Source organism: Prevotella sp. E9-3 (assembly GCF_022024015.1).
GTDB lineage: Bacteria > Bacteroidota > Bacteroidia > Bacteroidales > Bacteroidaceae > Prevotella.
This window is the reverse complement of record NZ_CP091786.1, coordinates 2,566,188-2,590,431: the sequence shown is the minus strand read 5'-3', so window position 1 is coordinate 2,590,431 and position 24,244 is coordinate 2,566,188. Positions and strand designations below refer to the sequence as shown.

The window sequence follows — 24,244 nt, the reverse complement described above, 5'->3', positions numbered from 1 at the left end:
GAAAACAATTTAATTTCAACAATAATATTATGACTATGTATGTAATGTCCTCTGGTGAGGGCTTTGAAGACTACTGTCTTCGTACTTTTAAGACCATGCTTCATGGTGAGATGTTTCCCTATAGCTTACGCGAAACATACCACCTTGTGTTTGATTCGTGGGACGAGGCAGTGAATGAGATTAATGAGTATGGTGTTGAGGGTTATTCCTATATGGTGAGCCCTGATGCCGAAGACTACCTTCTCAGCATGTGTGGATTCACCCGGCATGTTGTGTTGCAGGATAAGACACTGCAACTGCTTGCCTTGTTCTGTGACACTACCTATCGGCAGCAGATGGCTATCTTTGACATTCCCGTGCGCTTTACAACCAGATGTGAAAAGATGGCAAATGGTAAGATGGGAATTGTGCAGATTCCCATCAAGGATCATCTACCCAAGAGTCCAGATGCCCGCAACGATGGATTCATGTCCTGCTGTGGTGACTTGTACGCCAAGACCTGCTTTGACAAATTCCTGCAGGAGTCGGGATTTACGCAGAGTACATCAGCTGTCGCCGCATCCTATGGTATTCCGGAAGAAGGGCTACTGTGTATCTTGAACCAGAACGGCATCATTAAAGAGAACGAGGATGATGTAGGTTGGGAGTTGGCAGAGGCGCTAAAAGATTCGGAGCTGATTAGAGAGAAGAGCGGAACGGACGGAATGCCAGAAAAGCAATGGACTTATAAAGGTCAATACTATATCTGGACGTTGCTCACCAAGAATTGCTCTGTCAGACCTCGTTGTGATAGAAGCAACTATTAGAAGTGATAATCATACGATTTGTTTATTAATAAAAAGGAAAGGACGCTGGCTCGTGAGGGTCAGCGTTTTTTTGTGCCCAGATGCTAAGGAAGGAATGAAAAGTATATAAAGCAGATAAAAAGGCATTGTGATTGAAATAATCGCAGTACCTTCGCAGCCGAAAACGAAAAACAGGATAACACGAAAAAGAAAATACTATGAAATTCACAACACTGTTAACGATTATCATTGTGGGCTACGTCATCTACTATGCCTATCAGATCATTCACGACCTGTTCTTTACCAAGGGTGTGCTGTCTGATGAGCTGCATATAGAGGAAGAGGTGGACATTACAGGCGAAGTGGAAAAGTACCAGCCTGTGAAAGTCAGCAGGGAGGACATCCCTCTGACCAGAACTAACACCAAGCCAGATACGGCAGAGGATGACGGATTGACCCAGATGTGCGGAGGCTATACCATTGATGAGTTGCATGATGCACTCTGTCTGGAGCAGGAGAATTCAGGTAGTACCGCACTGAAAGATGTGATGAAACTTTACGAATAATACCTATACCATACGGGATAACACACTTTGAAAAACACGCAATCCCCACTTTAAGAATTTCAAAAACAAAAGAAAAAATGAAAAACACATTATGCAAAAGAATTGGAACAAGCTATGTTCTATTGTCAAGAGTTGTAAGCCAAAGATGTCTAACCAAGGTCTGAGACTGACCGCATTAGCCGTGCTGTTTGTGATGAGCACCGGTTACTGTCTGGCCGATGCCGGATCGAGTGCCATCACTGGAGCCGTAGGCACCTTCAAGGGTTACATCCAGCCTGTGCGTAACCTCCTCTATGTGATTGCCGCAGTGGTCAGCATCATCGGAGCCTTCAACGTCTTCTACAAGATGAACAACGGCGACCAGGATGTGAAGAAGACCATCATGATGACCATTGGTGGTTGTGCCGCTCTGGTAGCTATGGCTGTTGCACTGCCTAAGTTCTTCGGCTATTAAGCGTATGGAAACGAACTATGCCGGCTATCCCGTCTACAAGGGGCTGCAGCTCCCATTGGAGTTCATGGGCATTCGGGGAAGGTTTATCCTCATTGCCGCAGCCACCTTTGGCGTCTCATTCCTCGGTTTCATTGCAGGGTATGTCCTCTTCGGACTGGGCATATCCCTGCTGATTCTGGGGGTGAGTGCCGGAGGCGGTCTGCTGACCATCTACATGAAACAGAAGAAGGGCCTGCACTCCAAGAGACGGGACAAAGGCGTACAACATTATCACCATCTGTATGAGCGTTAGGAAAAACACACTGGACGGACTCTTTTCGGGCATCGAGGACATTACCGATGCACGGGGAAAAGTTGTGAATACCGTGCTGTATAGCAAGGCAGGCAACTACTCATCTATCTTTGAGATAGAGAACCCAGTGCAGCAGTACTGTACCGATGCAGACCAGTACTACGCCTTTATGAACGTGCTGGATCATATGCTCCAGACACTCGGTGAGGGCTATGCCCTGCAGAAGCAGGACATTTTTTGCAGACAGGCATTCCATCATGACATTACTCCTGGTATGGAGTTCTTGACGGAGAGCTACTTCCGCTATTACGAGGGCAGACCCTATACAGAGATCCGTACCTTTATCATTATCACCCAAGAGACCAGAAAGAGCACCTTTGTTGCCTACGACCCAAAGAAATGGGCCGAGTTTACTAACAAGGTGCAGAAGGTGAAGGACATTTTTGAGGAGAAGGGACTGAGACATCATCTGTTAGACAGACATGAGATAGACGAGTATCTGCACCGCTTTATGGCCTTTGACTTTAAAAAGGGACCATTCGGTATGACAAATTTGAAGTGTACCGATGACTGTCTGAAGATGGGCGATAAAGTCGTCAAGAACTTCTCACTCGTTGACATCGACGTGATAGACCTGCCGAATGTCATCCATCCTGTGCAGACCAAGCCTGTCAATGGCTACCCGGTCAGCACCGATTTGCTGTCGTTCCTCTCTACAGTACCCCTGACGGACTGTGTGGTCTATAACCAGGTCATCCAAATACCAGCCCAGAGAAAGGAACGTCAGCGACTCATTGGTAAAAGCAAACGCCATGCCTCGATGCCTGACCCCAGCAACAAACTTGCCAAGGCAGACATCGATGAAGTACTGGAGGTGATTGCCACGGAGCAGAAGACACTCGTCTGGACAAACTTCAACGTCCTCGTGTCCTGTAAGCCGGAACACTTAACAAAAGTGACCTCCTATCTGGAAACGCGGCTCTTTGAGGTGGGCATTGCCCCATCGAAGAGTGCCTATAACCAATTGGAGCTCTTTTGTTGTTCCTTCCCTGGTAATGCCTATAGTTTCAATAAGGATTACGATCTCTTTCTGACTTTGCAGGATTCTGCCTTGTGCCTCTTTTATAAGGAGAGGATGAAGCATGACGAGGTGACACCTCTGAAGGTCTATTATACCGACAGGCAGGGCGTACCCATCGCCATTGACTTTACCGGTAAGGAAGGAGAGCTAAAGCTCACCAACAACAGTAACTTCTTCTGTCTTGGGCCATCGGGTAGCGGTAAGAGCTTTTCGACCAATACCGTGGTGCGCCAGTTGATCGAGCAGTGTACCGATGTCGTGATGGTTGATACGGGTGACTCGTATGAGGGAATCTGCGGCTATTTCCATGGTACTTACATCTCCTACAGCAAGGAGCATCCTATTTCCATGAATCCATTTAAGGTCAGTGATGTGGAGTACCAGCAGAACTTCGGAGAGAAGAAGAATTTTTTGAAGTCACTTATCTTCCAAATCTTTAAGGGTAACAAGGCACCAGAGAAGTTGGAGGACACCATCATTGATACCGTGTTGAACGAGTATTATGATGCGTACTTCCATCCCTTTAGTGGTTATAGCAATGAAGAGAAGGAAGAACTGAGGAAGCAACTGCTGTTGGCTGACAAGCGTAACGGTAAGTACGGAGAGTATATTGAGGCCATCGAGAATGACGCGGATTCAGACCTCACCCCCGACCTCTCACAGGGCAAGGGAAATAGTGATACCTACACCGAAGACGAGAAGGCACACCATGCCAAGGTGGAGCGTATCGTGGAGAAGCTGCATAACTTGGCTAATGACGAAGGAGCCAGCGCAGGCGAGCGTGCACATGCCAATAACCAGCTGATGCGCCTGATGCCAGAGCTGATAGAGGGACACTATCTGATGAAGATAGACCAGAGGATTGCCCGCATGGAGCGACAGAAGCGAGACTTGAAGGTGACTCATCTGAGTTTTGATACCTTCTATGAGTTTGCCTGTGAGCGCATCCCTCAGATGATGCAGGAAAAAAGTATCGCTTTTCCCATCAATGATTTTGCCGCTATCTTGGAACCCTTCCATAAGGGTGGTAAGATGGACACCATTCTCAATAATGACATGGATTTGAACCTCTTCGATGAGAAGTTCATCGTGTTTGAGATAGATAAGATCAAGGATGACCCAGTACTCTTTCCCATCGTGGTACTGATTATCATGGATGTGTTCCTGCAGAAGATGCGTATCAAGAAAGGACGCAAGGCCCTGATTATCGAAGAAGCTTGGAAAGCCATCTCTTCACCGACGATGGCAGAGTATATCAAGTATCTGTATAAGACCGTGCGAAAGTTCCACGGCATCGCAGGCGTGGTGACGCAGGAACTCGGTGATGTGATTGATTCACCCATTGTCAAAGAGGCCATCATCAACAACTCCGACATCAAGATACTCCTGGATCAGAGTAAGTTCAAAGACAGGTATGATGAGATTGCTGCCATCCTCGGTATCACCGACGTACAGCGACAGCAGATTTTTACTATCAATTCGCTCGATAACCATGAGGGACGCAACTACTTTAAAGAAGTCTGGATATGCCGTGGTCAAAGCTCAGATGTCTATGGTGTGGAAGAACCGCCGGAGTGCTATATGGCCTATACTACTGAACGTGCAGAGAAGGAAGCTCTGAAGATATATATCAAGCACTATGGCGATGACACTGTTGAGGGCATCCGACACTTTTGTAAGGATATGGAAAAGGCTGGACTGACGGGTAAGTACCTGAAGTTCGCCAATGAGGTTAACAAACAACAAAACGTAATGGAACTATGGAAGAAGGAAACGTAAAAAACACAAGTGCGCAGATACGCGCTGAGACAGGGACAAGAGTTGTAGCTCTGTTGTTGGTGGCGTTGCTCGTCACAACACCTACCTATGCCTGGCACTTGAATTATGATTGGAGGACGACACAACAGGTCGGTCAAAACACCGCTGCCGTTTCAGCAGTAGAGGAAACGCATAATGCCACCCTTGACAAACAGAGGAAAAAGCAGGAGCGCATTGCTGAGTATACCACCGCTATCAACGTCATCAAACAGCTGTATAAGCAGTCGATGCAGAACACGAAAGGCTTTGGTGAGGAGAGCATGTACTACAAGCTTATCGGCGAGAATGCCCTCTATATTGTGACCAATATCCCTGTTGCTGTGAGCTGGCTCACGAAGAAACCGCATATTAACCTACCTCTGTGCTTAAACGAGATCAGTAACCTGACGTTGAAGACTGAGCAGTGTATTGCAGGCTTTGTGAATATCGTGAATAACGGCCATGTCGGTTCACCGTTGAAGTCCAACAGTCTGATACCACAGAACGGTGGCACAGCCAATATCGGTCAGAGTGACGGTTATAACTTCATGAGCAGGGAAGACAGAATGGGTATGGCCAATGACATCCTGGAGGACTTGGTGATAGTGAGGAATAACCTCGACACGCTCATTGTCCTCTGTCAGACCAATAACGGACTGGAAGACCTGTTGATGGAACTCGACCCGGATGCTTGGTGTACTGCCATGCAGATGAAATGGTCGGTGGATGATATTGTCAGAGGATGGGAAGACTTTAGTTAAGTGAAAAGTGAATAGTGAAGAATGAAGAAGGTATTAATGATAATAGTGGTGGTAGGGGTGGGTATGACATGCCCACAAACAGGACGGGCTGGAATCATACCACATGACTTGCCTACCATTGAGGCGCTTATCTCCCAGCATAAGAAGAATATGAGTGCCGAGGATGCTAGCAATCAGCAGTTGGCTGCCAATGCCAGTATCAAGGCGATGGTGAAGGAGGTCGCCAAGAAATATGATGAGGTGAAGACCATCCTTGACAAGAAAAGCAATGATGCCTTGTCGTATATTGCCTTGGCTGGTGAGATGAGCCAGTGCGTGACAAATACTGTCAGGCTGACCAGAGAATATCGGGAGTTCAGTAACTTTGCGGCTAAGCATACCAAGGGAAAGCCCATGATAGCCTGGTACACCTTTGAAGCTAATTACAAGGTGTATAAGGAGTTGAAGAACATCAATAAGCTGTACCTGGCTGTAGCTGCCACAGAGACAGGCTTCTTTCGAGCTACCAACAAGGAACGCATGAATATCATCTGGACGCTGAACCAGAGTATCAGTAATATGCGTGATGTCATCCAACAAGCCTATATGTGGTGCGACCTGATGGTAGGCGGTTACGTTCAAGAAGAGCATATCTGGGATATACTGAAATCGGAGACACTACAGGAAATAGGTGAAAAAGTCAAAAAAGAATGGCCGATATGAGAAAGACACTGATTGTAATAACAATGGGCCTGATGCTGACACAAACAATGACAGCGCAGGTGTTTGATGATGAGAAGTACCTGCAATGGCGGTCGATGGAGACCGGACCATTGGGATTCGCACCGAAGGAATACTACTGGCTATTTCATAACAGCTATGCCCATCATAAGTGGGAATGGGAGTGGCATGGATTGTTTCATAGTGGATTCTATCTGAACTTTAAGCCTAACGATTCTGATGCGAAGCCTGTTGTTCCGAAGCGAACCGTTGGAGCAGCTACTGATGTATGGACGAAGGAATCAACCGATGCACAGGAAGAGAGTTTTAAACATCAGCTGGAACAAGAAACACTGGCTGCGGCAGACCGTAGAGTGGATGCTGCCTATCTGCTCTTTAAGGATGACTTTAATCATATGCAGAACAAGATTTCTTCTGGGCTGACCTATTGCCTTGCTAACAGCAAGGGCGATGCCAATGTGATAGCGTTGGTAAACAGTCTCTCGAACCAGAACCGCTTTATTACGGAGCAGGTCAGCTATGTGCATAGGAGCGGAAACGGCTATGAACTGGAGAATGCCAAGCGAGAAGAGTGCTATATCAAGCTGAAGGCCGATATGGAGAAGGTAACACAATCGACTATCGACTTAATGAGATACGTCGAGGTTTCGAAGTAGTTAAAGGAAGATAGAAGGAGATAAAAGAAGATATAAGATGATGAACGAATTGTTATTGAACTGTAATATTGGTGGACTGTTCCTGACGATGGGACTGCCGACGCTGGATCCTGTGATGACCAGTGTGCTGGACTATATCCATCAGCATGCATTGTTTTTGGGGTCATGGGGAGGCTTTGCCAAGTCGTTGGGACTGATGTTGGCCATGTGTGTGACCAGCTATGAGTGCTGGATGATGATGCTCGGTAGACGCGGCATTGACGTGATGAAACTGCTGCGTATCGTGGGTATCTCATTGTGTATCGTCTCTGCCAATGCCATTGCCGATGCCGTGGCAGCACCAGGTGAGAGCATGGGACGTGTGATGAAAGCCCAGGCTAAGATCAGTCATCAGCGTATCGATGCCTTGGAGAAACACGAGGCGAAGTTGCAAAGCCAGTACCTTGATAAACTCAGGGCGCATAACGACTCGCTGGATAGGAAACGTAGGGCAGAAGCCAAACTCTCAGAAGATTCCCATTGGTGGGAGGAGGTGGCCTACGCTGTGAAGAACATGGATAATGCCGTGTCGGAATGGGCCAAGGAAGCCGCCGTCATCACAGAGACTAAGACCGCAGAAATGCTTAACATGCTTATCAGATATATCGGCGAGATTATCTATCAGGTCATCTATTTCGGTATGTTGCTTGGTCAGGCCTTTATGATGAACGTGCTGAAAATCTTCTGTCCTGTAGCCTTTGCCCTCAGTATCGTACCGCCCTGGGCCAGTGCGTGGAGCCAGTGGATATCGAAGTATGTGAGCCTGTCGCTGTGGGCACCTTTGATCTATATGTGTAGTATCTATGCCGACATGATATTGAAATATACCATTCTACAGGACACTACCGCCTATACCACACTGTTGGGTAGTGCCAGCTACTCGTGGGGAGAGATTGGCGGTCTGGGTATGCAGGGCATCGGAAGTACCTGTATGTATGTCGTAGGACTCCTTGTAGGAGCCATGCTCATTAAGTTCGTGCCAGAATTGGCATCTTGGATCGTACCTGGAGGAGCCAGCAGCAGTATCGGCAATGCCGTTACAGGAATGACCACCACAGCTGCCGCTGCTGTCGGAGGAGCAGTCGGAGGTGCTGCCGGTAGCAGTATCGCCGTGACCAGAGAAGCTATGGGAAGCATTGCGCACTACAATATGTCAGGAAGTAAATAGAAGCTGATGTGATATTCAGAAGTTTGATAATAATAAAAAGCAAAAAGAATGTTGATAGAAAGTTTAGAGAAGAAAACGAAGTTGGCTATGTTCACGGTCTTGCTGGCAGTCAGTGCCAGCGCCGTGACCTGCGGCTTATGCTTCTATTTTACGATGCAGCTGGTCAGAGACCAACAGCAGCAGGTGTATGTGCTGGACGGGAGCATCCCGTTTATGGCAGAACGCAGTAAGAACGAGGTGACCTTCGATATAGAGGCCAAGGCCCATATCCAGCTCTTCCATCAGTACTTTTTCAATCTCTCGCCCGATGACGAGTATCTGAAATGGACGTTTGAGAAAGCTATGTATCTGGCTGATGAGAGTGCTTTGAGACAGAAACAGGCCATTGAGGAAACGGGATTTTACTCGCAGTTGTTGTCAAGCTCAGCCGTAGAGACCATTGTCTGTGACAGTATCGAGGTGGACAAGGAACAGAGAAGCTTCAGGTATTATGGCACGCAGATGATTAAGCGACGTACCAATAGCGTGAAGCGTAGTATCATCACCGTAGGCAGGCTGCAGAATGTACCACGTACACAGAATAATCCACACGGACTGCTAATCACCAATTGGAGAACATTGGAGAATAAAGACCTTAAATCATACTAAAGTGAAGAGTGAATAGTGAAAAGTGAATAATGAAATACCATGAAGATATTCAAGAATAAACAGACACCCGAATACAAGGAAAAAGAACGCTACCGACTGAGAAGAGCCCGAATCTGGGGCTATAAGCTGGGTAAGAAATACGGCATAAGCGAAAAAATTGCCAAGGCCAATGCCTGGGCAGACGTTCATAGACGCAAGACCGCAGGCATCCTCTTTAGCGTGAATGCCACTATCTATGTCATCGGTTTCCTGCTGTGCATGTCAGGTAACGACAATAACAGCATCAACGACCCGATGCAGGACTTTGCACAGATACAGCCCATGTTTACACAGTTGCACCGCATTGAGGACATGAAGACCGTACAGAAGAATACCTTTGCCCAGCTCGGCAATAGGGTCGTAAGCCTGAAACATGAGGTGGACTCACTGATGAACAAGCCCGATAAAACTCATGCGGATTCCGTGCTGGCATTGGCAAAGTATGAAGAGCTGCAAACCATTATGGGTAAGACTGAGTAATTGAGAAAGACAAAATAACATAATAACAAATAGTAATAAGAGCTATGAAGATAGATTTCAAGAAAATCGATTTGCGCCAGGGAAAGTACTGGTTCCCGCTGGTACTTTTTGTCCCCTTGGTGGCCATCGCCTATTTCTCCTGTGAGATGTTCAAGGGACCAACAGTTCAGGAGGGAATGGTCACTGACAGTATTAATACCATGATGCCAGAGCCTGCTGGTGACGGACTGCATGGTAAGTTCGCGGAGATGGAGGATAACCTCCTGAGAGGTGACGGCTATACCGCCATCAATGCCCTTGGCGAGGAAGAAACGGGAGAGGCAGATGATGAAAACGTCTATTCCGAGAGTGAGATGGACAGGATAGACAAGGAGAAAGCCCAGAAGAAACGCGAGGAAGAGGAGATGAACGCCCTCCAGCAGCAGCTTCGTGAGTCACGAATGCACATCAACCAGTATGATGACCGCTTCACCGGCCATAGTAGTGGCAATAGCAGTCAGCAGCGAGAGATGGAGCAGTTTGAGCAGGAGATGCGCCAGATCCAGGAGCGAAGCAGAAAGATGGCCAAGGATATTACTGGAGAGGATTACGGAAGCACATCCCAGCCACAGCAACCGGTATATCCACAAGGCCAGATTACCGGCTATGACATCTACGGTAATCCTATTTTTGCCCAGCAGACGAAGAAAGACACTGTGGAAGTCGTCACCAAGGCAGACACCCAGAATGCCGATAACTTCAATACCGTCGCTGACGAAGAGAAGCTGGATGACCCGCTTATCAAGGCCATGATTGACAAGACCACCAAAGCCCATGAGGGAACACGACTCCGCTTTAAGCTGTTGGATGATGTCATTGTCAAGGGTGTGAAGCTGAAGAAAGGCACCTACTTCTATGGTACAGTTGTCGGCTTTGGTCAGCAGCGCGTGATGGCCGACATTACGAGTATTCTGGTGAAGGATAAGTTCCTGAAGATCCACCTGTCGGTCTATGACCTTGACGGTATGCAGGGATTCTATGTGCCAGAGTCAGCCTTTAGGGATATGATGAAGGATGCCGGTAGTGCCGCCATGCAGAGTAACATCAGCTTTGACTCAGGCGGTGGTAGTGGTATCTCAACACAGGCACTGGCACTACAGGCCATACAGAATGCCTATCAGAGTACGTCGAGTGCCATCTCACAGGCCATCAAGAAGAATCGGGCGAAGATCAAGTATAACACCATCGTCTATCTGATAAACGAACAGTAAAAAGACATAATAAAAGATTAACAAATAAGAAAACACCATGAAGAATATGAAAAAGCTTTTGTTTGCCGCTATGACGGCTGTATTAACAATGCATGCAGGTAGTGCTGATGCACAGACCAAGGAATCGCCCATGGGCACCATTTTTGTCAATGAGCATGTCACCACCCATCTGATTATGCCTGAGACCATCAGACTTGTGGATATCTCTACCGATACCATTGCCGGTAATCAGGTTAATGACAATATCGTGCGCCTGAAACCTACGGGAGCGATGAATGACCATGAGCAGGCTGGTGTCGTGACTGTCATCGGTGAGCGCCATATTGCCCAGTACCGCTTGGTCTATAGAGACTGTATGCTGCTGGCAGACACCCGCTATACCATTCCGGGTTGGGGCCTGCAGGAATATACCAATCCTGACGTGCAGATGTCAATGGGAGAGATGAGCAGATATGCCTTCCGTATGTTCAATGCCAAACGGACAGTCACGAACATCCATAGCAAGAAGGATAAGATGAAGGCCTGGGTGAACCATATCTGTTCGGCTGGTGACTACTTCTTCATTGACTTCTCGATGGAGAACAAGACTAAGATTCCGTATGACATTTCGGATATCCGAGTCAAGCTGGAGGATAAGAAGCAGAAGAAGGCCACCAACTACCAGAGTATAGAGATGACACCAGAGTACATGCTGTACCGCGTGAACCATTTCAAGAAACATTATCGTAATGTGATAGTCATCAAGAAACTTACCTTCCCCGAGGCAAAGGTGTTGAAGATTGAGGTCAGTGAGAACCAGATATCAGGCAGAACCATTGAGCTGAACATCAAGTACGATGATGTGCTGAATGCCGATTGCTTTGATGATTAAACATAAGGAGAAAGAATGATTCAGGAATCCAAGGAACAGCAGCAGATGTATAATCTGTTTCGTTCGTTCATCTATATCTTCTTGATTGTAGAGCTGGTGATGCACATGCCCGTCCATACAGGGAGTAGCATCGCCAACTCCTTTTTGCAGATGATAGCCCGTCTGGGCTTCTTTAACTCCGTTATCTCGTGTAAGGTCATTGAGCTGGTCACGATTCTGATAACCTGTGCAGGAACCACGGCCCGACGGAGCTTGAAGTTTGATGTCAGGACGATGGTTGTCTATCCGTGTGTGGCAGGTATCACTTTGACCGTGCTTTGCATCTTCCTGCAGCAAGGGCATTGGGGAACGGTCATTGCAGGCTATTCCGTAAACAGACTGCTATATCTCGTCTGTTCGATAACGGGTGTGATGTGTATTCACAGAAGCCTTGATGCCATTGCGCAGTACTTTAACTGTAAGCTGGGTGAAGACAGATTCAACTTCGAGAACGAGAGCTTCCAGCAGTGTGAGGAACTTGTTGAGAATAGGTACAGCGTCAATATCCCGATGATCTTCTATTATAAGGGCAGAATGAGAAAAGGCTGGTGCAATGTGGTGAACCCCTTCCGAGGCACTTGGGTCGTAGGCACACCAGGCAGTGGTAAGTCCTTTTCCGTCGTAGAGCCTTTTATCAGACAGCATTCAGCCAAAGGCTTTTCGCTCGTTGTCTATGACTACAAGTTTCCTGCCTTAGCAGAGATGACATTTTACCACTTCAACAAAAATAAGATGCAGGGGAACATTCCTCAAAAGATGCAGTTTAACATCATCAACTTTACCGATGTAGAGTACTCGAACCGCGTGAACCCCATCCAAAGGAAGTATATTCCAGATTTGAGTGCTGCCTCTGAGACTGCTGCTACCTTGCTTGCAGCCTTGAATAAGGGCGCGGGACAGGCAGGAGGCGGTGGAAGCGACAAGTTCTTTACCAATTCTGCCGAGAACTTCCTGGCAGCTATCATCTATTTCTTTGTTACTTTTCGGCCCGTTGCATGGAAGAATGGCAGAAAGTTACATCACATGATTATCTCTAACGGTCAGAAGCTCGAAATCAAGATACGCATGTGGAGTGACTATGTGGCCGTGGATCAAGATGGCACAGTAATATTGGACTTCACCGATAATGACGGCAATAATGTCAGTACCGATGCCGACGGTATGCCAGTGACCTTGAAGGGCTTCTCGTATGTGGATAGGGAGGGAAGAGTGGTCTTCATCGAGGATGAGTTTTATGAGGATGACGAGGGACGAATCACCCAGCCCGATACCTTTACAGGCGAGTACAGCGATATGCCCCATGTGCTCAGCTTTTTGCAGTTGTCTTACGAGGATGTCTTTAATATCCTGATGCAGGACGAAACTATCATGTCATTGATGGCCCCGTTTAAGTCAGCGTATGATAACAAGGCTATGGATCAGTTGGAAGGTATGGTTGGAACACTACGTGTAAACGCTGCCAGACTCGTATCTCAGGAAGCCTATTGGGTGTTTTCTGGTGATGACTTTGATTTGAAAGTCTCAGATCCGAAGAATCCAAGTTATTTGATTATCGCCAATGACCCAGAAAAGGAACAGGTGATTGGTTCACTGAATGCCTTGATTCTTAACCGTCTGACTACCCGTGTCAACAGCGGCCAGGGTAAGAACGTGCCAGTGAGCATCATCATCGATGAGTTGCCTACCTTGTATTTCCATAAGATTGACCGTCTGATTGGAACAGCACGTAGTAACAAAGTCAGTGTGACGATGGCCTTTCAGGAACTACCCCAGTTGGAAGCCGACTATGGAAAGAATGGTATGCAGAAGGTGATTACTACTTGTGGTAATGTCTTTGCTGGCTCGGCAAGAAACAAGGAAACGCTGGAATGGTTGCAGAACGACATTTTCGGAAAGGTGAAACAGACCACGCAGAGCATCAGCATCAATGATGAGCGAGTCTCGACTTCGTATAACGAAAAGATGGATTGTCTGGTGCCAGCCGCTAAGATTGCCGACATGGCTACTGGTTGGATCTGCGGTCAGACAGCCAGAGACTTCACACCAACGGAAGCTGCCGCTATGCAGCGTGTGAACCTCGAAGAGACCGACGAGTTCAAGACCACCAAGTTCTTCTGTAAAACCAACTTCGATATGCGGCATATAGAGGAGGAAAAGAAGCACTATACGCCCTTGCCAAAGAAGTACTGCTTCGAGAATGAGCATGAAAAGGAAGTGATGCTATCACGAAACTTCCGACGCATCAATGAGGAAGTGACGCAGCTCACTGCCAGTCTGCTTGGGAAAGAATAAGAAAGAAGCCTGCCACCAACGATGAGTGACAGGCTTTTTTTAGAGTGTGATCGCGATGGCCCGGACTTTGGCGTTGTAGGAGTCCATGTTTTCCGCATAACCGATACGTTTCAAGAATGCATAGTAGTCTCTATCTTTCTTGGGGTTATATCGTCGTTGTATCATACGGACATAGCCTGCAACTGATTCTTCCCAGGAGCGGAAACGGTAGTAGTCACGGCGTGCTGAGTTATAGAGGCCGAAGAGGTTGTTGTAGTTTCGGCAAACGTCACTACTTCCATAGCCTGTTTCCAGACAATACTGAGCTGCTACGATTTTCGGATAAAGCACACCACACTCTTCCATGACCTTAAAGAGGTTGTGGAGGTTCAGCGGTTTGTCCGGTCTGGAAGCAAAACGCAGGTTCTCCATCTCCTCCTGCAGCCCTGCAATATAATTGTTCAGATGATTGATGAACGGCTCTGGATCGACAGACTTCCATTCATTATTTACCAGTCTCTCTGCACGGATATGCAGATGTGGGCCTGTTGAACGGCCTGTATCTGATGACAGTGCAACGATGGTTCCAGGCGACACTATATCACCCTCCTTGACTGCAATGATTCCCAGATGACCGTATAAGATGCGCAGTCCTACATGGTTGATGATGACGTGATGGCCATACCCCGTTTCGCTATAGACTACCTTTTCGATTACTCCTGGCATCATCGCATAAACCAGTGAGCCTTTCGCACAGCGGAGGTCAATGCCATTATGGAATCTTTCCTTCACTCTAGTAATTGGATCACGTCGATAGCCATAGTCAGAAGTGACATGGATGAAATCCAATGGTAGTGCCACTGATGTACGGCGGTTGAGCAACTCCATCATCATACTGTCCTTGACAGAGACAAACAAGGGAATGTCGTACTCGATTGCTATCTCTCGATGATTTGGTAAGTCAAAGAACTCCAGACTCTCTGATTGCTTGTTACTCGCAGATAACAAAGAATCAGACTCACTATCAGCTTGAACCTCCGAAATTGGCTTACTTTTAACCACCTGTGGCTGCTTTTGGATGGTGTTGAACTGTGCCGGACAAGATGTCGGGATTATCGGCAGGAATAAGAAGTATAAGAATAATTTTTTTCTGCTTTTCATGATATTATTTGTTTTAATTTTGCACTCGGTTTTAAGAACCGTGTCACTCCTGAATACGAGTGCAAAGGTACGGCAAACTGATGAGGAAAACGAAGGAATAAAAAGTTTTTATCCTCGAAGGTGAAACCTGCCACATATATAATAAAAAGGTGTAACAAGTAAACAAGAAAAGTATGCTATTCAACGAAAGAGAACTGAGCAAAAAGGATTTTGAGCGTATCGACATTGATGTGAGGTCGATGCCCAAGGAAATCAAGGAAAAACTGCTGAACGGCGAGGCCACTCCCTTGGTGGAGATCCGTGACCAGCTGGATAACGGTATCATCGTTACCATGCCCGTGAAGCTCCGCTTGCAGCGTAGTGAGGACGGTAAGGCTGTGCTGAAAGCCTATCCAGTCAGCAAGGATATTGTCAGTGACTTGAAGCTGACCGACAAGGAGCAGAAACAGTTACAGGCTGGAGAGGTAATCACAAAGGATGTCCGCGAGGGGAACAAGACACGTACTATGTACCTGCAGGCAGACCAGGAAACTAAGTCGCTCTTGAAGCGAGACGTAAAGCAGGCAGAGATCGACAAACGTATGGATGAGCTGGAGCATGTGAGAAACATCACCCTCGGCCAAAATCAGCGTCAAGCCATCAGAGAAGGAAAACCCGTAGAACTGGAGGTCGGTGATACCAAAGTGACTGTGGGTGTTGACCTCCGACAGAACTCCGGCTTCAAGGCCATCGACGGTGACATGGGCGAGTGGAAACGTCAGCAGGAGATTAAGTGGGACATGGCCAATCCCGGTGCGATGGGCTACTGGCAGACCGACGAGAACCGTTGGGAGTACAAACAGGTACAGGAGAAGTACAAGCAGCCCGAGGCTACGACGGAAAAGAAAGAAGAAAAGTCTAAGACCATCAAGGAAGAGGTCAAGCAGACCATCCACTTCGGAATGTAGTAAGAAACATAGGTAAACCAAAAGGTTAAGAGGAAACAGGATAACACTTCAACAAGGAGAAAAATTCTTGCCATTTCAGAAGAATACTATGAGAACACAAGACCTTATAATCTATACTGTGAAAACACGCTTTTAAACTGTAAAACAATGGAGAATACAAACAACACTTATGAAGAGCTTGTTCAGCTCAAAGAATCGGGAGAGATCGGTTGGCGCGAGTTTATACGCAGACAGCCGGAAATGGAGGATGGCTACTATCACTGGTGCGTGGATAACGACCTCGACATGAACGAGGAAACGGCAGAGGCGTTTATCACCCTTACCGAGGAACACGTACTGGCATAGGAGCAGCCCCAAATTAAAGACAACAAAGTAAAGACTACACTATGGAAGACAACAAGGATAACAGTGTAAAAGAGACTGAGCAGAAGCCCCAGGAACGGACTGAGGGCAAGACTGGCGGGAAAACGATGGCCGAGAAAGCCATCGACCGCTTCGCTCAGATGATGGTCACGCGTCTGGAGGAGATGAAAGGCCAGCAGTGGGAAAAAGGCTGGATTGACGGAGGCGGCAGGACGCAGGGCCTGCCCCAGAACCTCTCCGGTCGTCGCTACTCAGGACATAATGACTTCTTCCTTCAGCTGCATACCGCTATCAACGGTTATGATGCACCTGTCTATGCTACCTATAAGCAGATCCGGGATGCAGGAGCCACCGTCAATAAGGGCGAGAAAGCCATGCCCGTCATCTACTGGAATATCAGCCATAAGGATGAGAACGGCCAGAAGATATCTGATGAAGCCTTCGATGCCATGACAAAGGCAGAGCAGGCGAAAGTCAAGACCATTCCTATTATGATGGGCTACTATGTCTGGAACTTGCAGCAGACCAACTTTGCCGAGGTGAAGCCAGAGCAGTATGCCAAGCTGACGGGACAGTTCAAGGCACCACATGTTGCAGATACTAAGGGCATGTATGAGTCAAAGGAGTTCGATGCGATGATTGACAAGCAGGCATGGGTCTGCAAGATCAAGAACGTTGAGGGCGCTGGTGCATCCTATAGTCCTTCGAAGGATGAGATTACCGTTCCGATGAAGGCCCAGTTTAAGATTCACGATACTCCCGAGGAAGTCTATAAGGACGGTATGGAATACTACAGCTCCATCGCTCACGAGATGGCTCATTCGACAGGAGTTGAAAAGCGCCTTGGCCGAGACATGGAAGGCCATTTCGGTGATCCGAAGTACGCCAAGGAAGAACTCGTTGCGGAACTGACTGCTGCCATGGTCGGCAACACCATGGGCTTCGACAAGCGCATCCTCGATAATAATGCCAAGTATGTGGACGGATGGATGGACACTTTGAAGAAGGAACCACGATTCATCCTCAGTGTGATGGCCGATGTCAACAAGGCATCCAAGATGATCCTCGACCATGTTGATGCCCAGCGTCTGGAGATGGGTATGAAGACGTTGCAGCCTAAGGAGGAAGCAAACAACGGAAAAACAACGGAAACTAAGGTTGCTTCTGAAACCAAGATGGACATAGCCGCAGAACCCATTGCCAAGCCCATGACTAAGACCGAAGAAAAGGCAGAACTTGCCAAGGAAACCGCTGCTGTCTTTAAGGACTTGAAGGAAAAGCATCCTGATGCCCTGCTTCTAATGCGCAAGGGTGACTTCTATGAAGCCTTTGATGAAGATGCTAAGAAAGTAGCCAAGTCCACAGGCTTGAAGGAACAGCATATTATCAAGGAAGGTTTTGAGCCCAAGGAAGGTAAGGGCGATGAAAAAGGCATCTCGTATGTCAATTTCAAGAACACCAGTCTTGATAAGTACCTGCCCAAACTCGTCCGTGACGGACATCGTGTGGCTATCTGCGATAGTCTGGAGGATATTGCCAAGCAGCGTATCTCTGAGAGAAAGGAAACTCAGACGAAAGCGAATGAGCTGCAGCAACCCACTGAGCAGAAAGCTAAAACCATTCCCTTGGAGCAGTTCAATAAACTCGAAACCGAGGATGGTAAGAAGATAGACCACTTTGCCGTGTTCAAGATGAAGAGTGGTAACTACGGAGTGAGGGCAATGGTGGACGGTCAGCAGATGAGTGTCAAGGCTCTGGATAAGGAAGACAGGAATGCTTTCTTCGAGCATACCACCACCAAGGCCGCTTTGGTACAGAAGTACTACGGTAAGGAACTCTCCCAACCAAAGCAGGAACAGCGTTCCAAGGCCAGAGCCGTATAATAAACAGTGAACGATATGTTTGAAGAATACAAAGCGTTTAAGGAAAAGGTCGGCGTGGATGATGTCGCTGCCTATCTCGGCTATAAGCTCGACAGAAAAGCCGGTGTTGGAAAGTATGTCGAGTATAATATCCGCGATGGTCGTGGGCATAAGATAGACTCTATCGTTATCAGTCACCCCAACGACAAGTCCAGCCAGACCTACTTTCATAGAAACGGAGCCAGTGGCGGCGATGCCATCAGTCTGATCAAGGAAAACATTAACAGTTTCGGTGTGACGGGGAACAGTGAACAGGAATTGCTGCGAGCCGTCATGTCGAAGCTCACCAGTGACGACAGCTTTATCACTAAGAGCGAGGACAGATACAAGGAGATGAAGCCACAGACCTTTGATATTGGAAGGTTCCAGATGGAGAATGCCGCTGAGCATTTCGAGGCTGTGATGTCGTTCTTCAGGGGACGAAGCATTGATGAAGAGACAGTCAGGACATTCCTGCCGTTTATCATGCGCGTGACAGATACCGAGGCCCAGTATAAGTACAAAGACTTGGCTTTTCCTTATACCCAGCCAGGTTCAGAGAAGATAGAGGGTTTTGAGCTAAGAGGCTATAACAACTTCCGTCAGAAGGCACCAGGTACAAACAGTAGTAGTGCCGCATGGATAGCCGACTTTACGAAGGAGCAGCCCGACAATGCACGGAATATCTATTTCTTCGAGAGCGGCTATGATGCTATGGCGTTCTATCAGGTGAACAGATCCAGACTCAATCTCGAAACCTCCGTGTTTGTCTCTACTGGCGGCACCTTTTCGGGTCAGCAGATTAAGGGTATTACCGATTATTACTCACAAGCCAGATATTGGGACTGTTTCGACAATGACACCCCCGGCATCCTCTACGGTATCAGGATGGAGTCACAGCTCTGCGGTCAGTTCATCAACATCGTCACCACTGATGATATCATCATCTTCCAGAAAGGAGCGGACGAACTCCGTTTGAAGAAAGATGATGTCACTCTTCCTAAGGTACGTGAAAAACTTGGCATGGACAGACATGTGTATGTCTGGAAAGCACCGAAAGCCTATAAGGACTGGAATGATGTGACGATGAACAAGCCCATGAAGGACTTGCCCGTGAAGAGCAAGTACCAGCGTAATGAGAATCTGAAAGAAAAGAGAAGAAAGGGAACACTATGAGAACCATGAAAACAGGAATGCGAATAAGAGATACAGTACGGGCAATAGCAGTCATCATGCTACTGACTATCACACAGACGACTTCTGCCCAGCAGACTGACCCGGCTCTGACAGCAGCGGTGACAGGTCAGACTTTTACTTTGAAGTCGCTTTTTGATACTAGACATAGCACGCAGCAAAAGATTCTTGCTGCTACAGGTATCGAGGAAGTACAACTTCAGCAGTTACATGCCATAGAAGAAAAAGTGCTCGACTATATGGCCAACGTCTCAGGACTGATGCAGAACCTCTATCAGGTGAAGCGTACAACGGAGCTTGTCACCATTGAGATCCCGAGGAATATCAGAGCCGCGACGAGTGCCTGCAAGGGACATCTAAAAGGTACGGCTATCGCCTTGGCCGTTTCTGATGAAGTGAAGAGTGTCTATACTGAGATAGGTAGTCTCTCAGCCCTCTGTACCTCACTGGTGAAGACAAAGACCGTTGACGGTAATAAGGTGAACCTCCTGAATGCTGCAGAAAGATACTGGCTGTGTGAGAAGATTGTGAGTAGTTTGGAAGATATCAACAATGCCCTCTACATCCTCTCCTGGCAGATACAATACCTGTCATGGGAAGACCTCTGGCGGGGACTTGATCCCGATACCTGGTGCAACTATATGCAGGGAAAGTGGATTGCCGAGAGTATCATCAGTGACTGGGATGACCTGCTGAGGTAAGACATTCAAGAAAACAAGAAGCCAAGAATACAAGATTACAAGAATTAGGATAACACTTTAAAAAACAAAAGAGAATGGAAAACACTAAATCAATTGGCATCTGTCCGATATGCGGAAAGGGCCACATTACAGAACACCCCTTCGGATGGGCCTGTGACAATTCAAGTAAGAACCCTGATGGGACATGGTACAACTGTAAGTTCGTGGTGTTCCGACAGTATCACGGAGCACTGATTACCGAGGATGATGTAAAGACGTTGCTTGAAACCGGTGAGACTGGCGAACTTCAGATGTGCAACAAGGAAGGTAAGCCGTTTACGGGTAAGCTCGTTATCAAGGATGGAAAGGTACAGCTGGCATTTCCTCCCCGTTACCTGCAAGGCCGCTGCCCAGTATGCGGTGGACGTATCAAGGTAACAGGAAAAGGCTATGCCTGTGAGAACTTCTTTAAGAAAGATGACGGTCACTGCAACTTCTTTATTGGCAGCACCATCTGTAACAGGGTTATCACGGAAGAGGAAGCCGAGAACTTCCTGGCAGGAAAGAAGCAGATACTGGACGGCTTTTGTTCCAAAGCCGGAAAGCACTTTTCTTCACTGCTATCCACCACAATAGAGGGAAAGGTCATGCTGAACTCCACCATCTGCCAGTGCCCGCAATGCGGTGGTGAGATACGAGTAGGCGCACGAGCCTACAACTGCAGTAACTACAGCAATGAAGACGTAAAATGTCAGTTCTCAGTCTGGCGAACCATCGACGGCCATGAGGTGACACCCGACGAAGTAAAACAACTCTGCGATAAGGGCGAGACCGATGAGGTGATACACTTCTATCGTAAGGATGGCAGCCAGTTTGATAAGAAGCTGAAGCTGGAGGACGGTAAGGTAATATTAGCATAACAAACGAACAATAGAAAATAAGTAACAAAGATGAAGAAATTGAAGTTTATTCCATTAATCATGTTCTCAGTCATGCTGCTGGCATCCTGTCAGAGCAGGGAGAGTAAAATCGAAAAGCTGGTGACCAGCCATCTGGAGCAGTCGCTGGAGAATCCCCAGAATTTGAAGGTGCTGGAGATAGCACAGCCAGACTCTGCCTTTGGCCTGAACTACTTTACCAAGCAGGAGCAGGCCTACATGATGAATACCATTACTGATGTCACCAAGGTATTGATGGAGCGTACGGATTATATGACCAATCCCAATCTGGATGATGCCTATACCATGACATTAGCCGACTTGGAAATGCGCATGTCATCAGGACTCTTTTCTGGGATGCTTGGTGAAGCAAAGAAAGGTGCCTGGTCGGGATGGAAAGTCAGAGTGACCTATACTTGCAAGAGCAAGTACGGCTGCATGTACAAGGCACAGCGTTGGTATTTCCTCGATAAGGACTGCCAGACTGTTATCCGTCATTTTGACCTGCCCATTGTTAGTACAGGTAAGACAGAAAAGGCAACCAATCAGAAACCGAAAAGCAAGAAGAAAGGACAGGGTGGAGTCAGTAGAATCGTCCTGTCAGAAATAAAGTAATCAATCAATAAAAACGAAAAGAAATGAAAAACACGATTAACAAGTATTTTGAGGTGAAGGTCAAACTCCAGAAGACCATGGAGGATGGCCAGCAAAAGAAGGTCAGTGAGCAGTATGTTGTCGAAGCTGCTACCTTCGGTGAGGCAGAGCGTCGTATAGCAGAGTGCCTGAAACCCTATATCGAGGGCGAGTTTGAAGTCACGGACATCAAGATTGCCGGTTATGGACAGATTATCAATGACAATCAGGATGCAGACAAGTTCTTCAAGGCCAAGGTGTCATTCATTACCTTGGATGAAACCACTGGTAAAGAAAAGAAGACCTCTGAGCTGTATCTGGTACAGTCAGATACGCTGGAGTCTGCAGAGAGTGATGTGAAGTCATTCCTGAATGACAACAATACCACCATCAGCAGTATCTCTGAAACTGCCATCCTTGATGTATTCCCACTTGATTGAATAACATGAAGGTAGTATTAGCAGAGAAACCCAGCGTAGCCCAGAGCATTGCTCGAATCGTAGGAGCCACCCAAAAGAAGGATGGCTTCTACGAGGGTAACGGCTGGCAGGTGACATACGCCTTTGGTCATCTGATACAGTTGGCCTTGCCGGAGAACTACGGCTATAACAGTTGGTCGAAAGGCAACCTTCCCATGCTGCCCAAGGAGTTTCTGATGATTCCCAGACAGAAGAAGGAAGGTAAGACCTATAAGAATGATCCAGGCGTGATGAAGCAGCTCAGAATCATCAAAAAACTCTTTGAGGATGCAGACACCATCATAGGAGCAACCGATAGTGCCAGGGAGGGTGAAGCTATCCTGCGTTATATTGTGGACTATCTCAATATTAGGAAGCCCATCATGCGTCTGTGGATTAACAGTCTGACCGATGCCGCTATCAAGGATGGACTTAATAACCTCCAACCCGATAGCAACTACGACAACCTTTTTATTGCTGCTAAGGCGCGTAGTGAGGCAGACTGGCTGGTTGGCATGAATGCGACACAGGCCTGCAGCATCATGGGAAAGTCGCTTTATTCCATCGGCAGAGTGCAGACACCAACCTTTGTGATGATTGTCGAGCGATACCTGCAGAACAAGGATTTTAAGTCTGTCCCTTTCTGGCAGGTGGCCCTGAATACCACTGATGGCGTGAAGCTGACCAGTGCAGGCAGATGGGATGAGAAATGCCAAGCAGAGCGAGCCTATAACACAGCAAGTAAAACAAGAAACGGAAAGGTTATCAAAGCCGAGAAGAAGATGAAGACAGAACAGCCACCGTTGCTGTTCAGTCTGACAGACCTGCAAAAGGCTGCTAACTCGAAGCATGGCTATTCCGCAGACAAGACCCTGAACATTGCCCAGAGTCTCTATGAGAAGCAGCTCATATCCTATCCAAGAACTGGCTCATCGTATATTCCCGATGATGTGTATGATACCATTCCTGAACTACTGAAGAATCCAGTCTTTGATAAGTTCAGAGCAAGTGTTGATACCATCGTAAAGCCTTCCAAGCGTAGTGTCGATGCCTCTAAGATAGAAGACCACCATGCTCTTCTTGTAACGGGAGTTAATCCTAAGACCAAGGACATCAAGCCCGATGAGCAGGTTATCTATGATATGATACTCGGCAGGATGGTGGAAGCCTTTTCAAGACCTTGTGAAAAGGAGATTGATAACTACACCGTTGATGCCGGAGGCTATCTCTTTACAGTGTCGAACACCATCATCCTTCAGAAAGGCTGGAGGGCTGTCTATGGCGCTGATGACAAAGAACGTACAGCTGTTCCTTCATGGTATCAGGGAGAGACTATCTGTTTTATTGGTGCAGAGCTGCAGCAGGGGCAGACCAAACCCAAGCCGCTGCATACAGAGGGTACGCTGCTGGCCGCTATGGAAACCTGTGGTAAGGACATCGATGACGAAGCGCAAAGAGAAGCCATCAAGGATAGAGGTATAGGAACACCAGCCACCAGAGCGGGCATCATCGAAACCCTTATTGCCAGGAACTATGTAGTCAGGGAAAAGAAATCGTTGGTTCCTACGCCCAAAGGTATGGAAATCTACAAGATCGTTAAGGACATGGATATTGCCAATGCCAGTCTGACGGGACTGTGGGAGGCAAAACTTGCTGCCATCGAGCGAGGTCAGATGAATGTCAACCAGTTCAACAGTGACATTGTGGAGTACACCAAACATGTGACTGATGAGTTCTTGCATTCAGACCTGAAGCCTATCCTTACTGGTAAGCAGACAGAGATAGAATGTCCGCTATGCCATCATGGGCATATCCGTTTCTTTGATAAGGTCGCTAACTGTGGGAACGAAGGCTGTAACTTCCATATCTTCCGTACAATCTTGGGAAAGAAGCTGACCAATAGTGAGCTGACAGACCTCATCATCAAAGGTCAGACCCGTGAACTGTCAGGCTTCAAGTGTAAGGATGGCAAGCCATTCAAGGCAAAGCTGAAGAGAGATGATAAGGGAGGCATAGCTTTCGTATTTAGTCAGAAGAAAAGTAATAACTAAC

The 24,244-nt window shown here is 47.3% G+C and carries 24 protein-coding genes; 23 read left to right on the top strand and 1 reads right to left on the bottom strand.

Annotation, left to right across the window (positions count from 1 at the left end; genetic code table 11):
- Positions 1–35 precede the first annotated feature (35 nt).
- The 14 genes from L6475_RS10070 to L6475_RS10005 all read left to right on the top strand — a co-directional run bounded on the left by L6475_RS10070 (position 36) and on the right by L6475_RS10005 (position 13,938).
- Positions 36–806, top strand: coding sequence for a hypothetical protein (locus tag L6475_RS10070; protein ID WP_237819598.1), 771 nt, complete (start codon positions 36–38; stop codon positions 804–806).
- Positions 807–1,003: 197 nt separating this feature from the next.
- Entirely contained in the window at positions 1,004–1,351 is a 348-nt protein-coding gene (locus tag L6475_RS10065; protein WP_237819596.1) for a hypothetical protein, read from the top strand.
- A gap of 91 nt (positions 1,352–1,442) precedes the next feature.
- The gene (locus L6475_RS10060) at positions 1,443–1,805 is read left to right on the top strand and encodes a DUF4134 domain-containing protein (protein ID WP_237819594.1); all 363 of its coding nucleotides are present in this window, start codon (positions 1,443–1,445) and stop codon (positions 1,803–1,805) included.
- A 4-nt stretch (positions 1,806–1,809) separates the two neighbouring features.
- Positions 1,810–2,097: a DUF4133 domain-containing protein gene (locus L6475_RS10055; RefSeq protein WP_237824123.1), complete on the top strand. Its 288-nt coding sequence runs from the start codon at positions 1,810–1,812 to the stop codon at positions 2,095–2,097.
- Entirely contained in the window at positions 2,087–4,957 is a 2,871-nt protein-coding gene (locus L6475_RS10050; RefSeq protein ID WP_237819592.1) for a TraG family conjugative transposon ATPase, read from the top strand. The genes L6475_RS10055 and L6475_RS10050 overlap by 11 nt, the downstream gene beginning before the upstream one ends.
- Positions 4,939–5,736 (top strand): hypothetical protein, encoded by a 798-nt coding sequence (locus L6475_RS10045; protein WP_237819590.1) that lies wholly within the window; start codon positions 4,939–4,941, stop codon positions 5,734–5,736. The genes L6475_RS10050 and L6475_RS10045 overlap by 19 nt, the downstream gene beginning before the upstream one ends.
- A 21-nt stretch (positions 5,737–5,757) precedes the next feature.
- Entirely contained in the window at positions 5,758–6,438 is a 681-nt protein-coding gene (locus tag L6475_RS10040) for a hypothetical protein (protein ID WP_237819588.1), read from the top strand.
- A complete protein-coding gene (locus tag L6475_RS10035) occupies positions 6,435–7,112 on the top strand; it encodes a DUF5045 domain-containing protein (protein WP_237819587.1) in 678 nt (225 codons plus the stop codon). Before L6475_RS10040 ends, L6475_RS10035 begins: the two co-directional genes overlap by 4 nt.
- 37 nt (positions 7,113–7,149) lie before the next feature.
- On the top strand, positions 7,150–8,319 hold the full coding sequence (locus L6475_RS10030) for a hypothetical protein (RefSeq protein ID WP_237819585.1): 1,170 nt from the start codon (positions 7,150–7,152) through the stop codon (positions 8,317–8,319).
- A 48-nt stretch (positions 8,320–8,367) separates the two neighbouring features.
- Positions 8,368–8,967 carry a conjugative transposon protein TraK gene (gene traK / locus L6475_RS10025; protein ID WP_237819583.1) on the top strand — a complete coding sequence of 200 codons (600 nt, stop codon included), beginning with the start codon at positions 8,368–8,370 and terminating at the stop codon, positions 8,965–8,967.
- Between the two features lie 39 nt (positions 8,968–9,006).
- Positions 9,007–9,486, top strand: a complete 480-nt coding sequence (locus L6475_RS10020; RefSeq protein ID WP_237819581.1) for a hypothetical protein — start codon at positions 9,007–9,009, stop codon at positions 9,484–9,486.
- A gap of 44 nt (positions 9,487–9,530) precedes the next feature.
- Complete coding sequence (locus L6475_RS10015) at positions 9,531–10,736, top strand: conjugative transposon protein TraM (protein WP_237819579.1); 1,206 nt, start codon at positions 9,531–9,533, stop codon at positions 10,734–10,736.
- A 46-nt stretch (positions 10,737–10,782) separates the two neighbouring features.
- Positions 10,783–11,607 (top strand): conjugative transposon protein TraN, encoded by an 825-nt coding sequence (traN, locus tag L6475_RS10010; RefSeq protein ID WP_237819577.1) that lies wholly within the window; start codon positions 10,783–10,785, stop codon positions 11,605–11,607.
- Positions 11,608–11,622: 15 nt separating this feature from the next.
- Positions 11,623–13,938, top strand: a complete 2,316-nt coding sequence (locus tag L6475_RS10005) for a type IV secretory system conjugative DNA transfer family protein (protein WP_237819575.1) — start codon at positions 11,623–11,625, stop codon at positions 13,936–13,938.
- A 39-nt stretch (positions 13,939–13,977) separates the two neighbouring features.
- On the opposite strand, the gene L6475_RS10000 is transcribed toward L6475_RS10005, so the two are convergent.
- On the bottom strand, positions 13,978–15,078 hold the full coding sequence (locus tag L6475_RS10000; protein ID WP_237819573.1) for a peptidoglycan DD-metalloendopeptidase family protein: 1,101 nt from the start codon (positions 15,076–15,078) through the stop codon (positions 13,978–13,980).
- Between the two features lie 173 nt (positions 15,079–15,251).
- Between L6475_RS10000 and L6475_RS09995 the strand changes: the two genes are divergently transcribed.
- From L6475_RS09995 to L6475_RS09955, 9 genes are all read left to right on the top strand, one after another.
- Positions 15,252–16,025, top strand: coding sequence for a DUF4099 domain-containing protein (locus L6475_RS09995; protein ID WP_237819571.1), 774 nt, complete (start codon positions 15,252–15,254; stop codon positions 16,023–16,025).
- Between the two features lie 147 nt (positions 16,026–16,172).
- Positions 16,173–16,370, top strand: coding sequence for a hypothetical protein (locus tag L6475_RS09990; RefSeq protein ID WP_237819569.1), 198 nt, complete (start codon positions 16,173–16,175; stop codon positions 16,368–16,370).
- Between the two features lie 41 nt (positions 16,371–16,411).
- A complete protein-coding gene (locus L6475_RS09985) occupies positions 16,412–18,271 on the top strand; it encodes a zincin-like metallopeptidase domain-containing protein (RefSeq protein ID WP_237819567.1) in 1,860 nt (619 codons plus the stop codon).
- Between the two features lie 15 nt (positions 18,272–18,286).
- Positions 18,287–19,465 carry a toprim domain-containing protein gene (locus tag L6475_RS09980; protein ID WP_237824122.1) on the top strand — a complete coding sequence of 393 codons (1,179 nt, stop codon included), beginning with the start codon at positions 18,287–18,289 and terminating at the stop codon, positions 19,463–19,465.
- A complete protein-coding gene (locus L6475_RS09975) occupies positions 19,462–20,184 on the top strand; it encodes a hypothetical protein (RefSeq protein ID WP_237819565.1) in 723 nt (240 codons plus the stop codon). Before L6475_RS09980 ends, L6475_RS09975 begins: the two co-directional genes overlap by 4 nt.
- 74 nt (positions 20,185–20,258) lie before the next feature.
- A complete protein-coding gene (locus L6475_RS09970; protein ID WP_237819563.1) occupies positions 20,259–21,083 on the top strand; it encodes a topoisomerase C-terminal repeat-containing protein in 825 nt (274 codons plus the stop codon).
- Positions 21,084–21,113: 30 nt separating this feature from the next.
- On the top strand, positions 21,114–21,716 hold the full coding sequence (locus L6475_RS09965) for a hypothetical protein (protein WP_237819561.1): 603 nt from the start codon (positions 21,114–21,116) through the stop codon (positions 21,714–21,716).
- Between the two features lie 23 nt (positions 21,717–21,739).
- Positions 21,740–22,174: a DUF4494 domain-containing protein gene (locus L6475_RS09960; RefSeq protein WP_237819559.1), complete on the top strand. Its 435-nt coding sequence runs from the start codon at positions 21,740–21,742 to the stop codon at positions 22,172–22,174.
- A gap of 5 nt (positions 22,175–22,179) precedes the next feature.
- Complete coding sequence (locus tag L6475_RS09955) at positions 22,180–24,243, top strand: type IA DNA topoisomerase (protein ID WP_237819557.1); 2,064 nt, start codon at positions 22,180–22,182, stop codon at positions 24,241–24,243.
- Position 24,244: the final 1 nt, after the last annotated feature.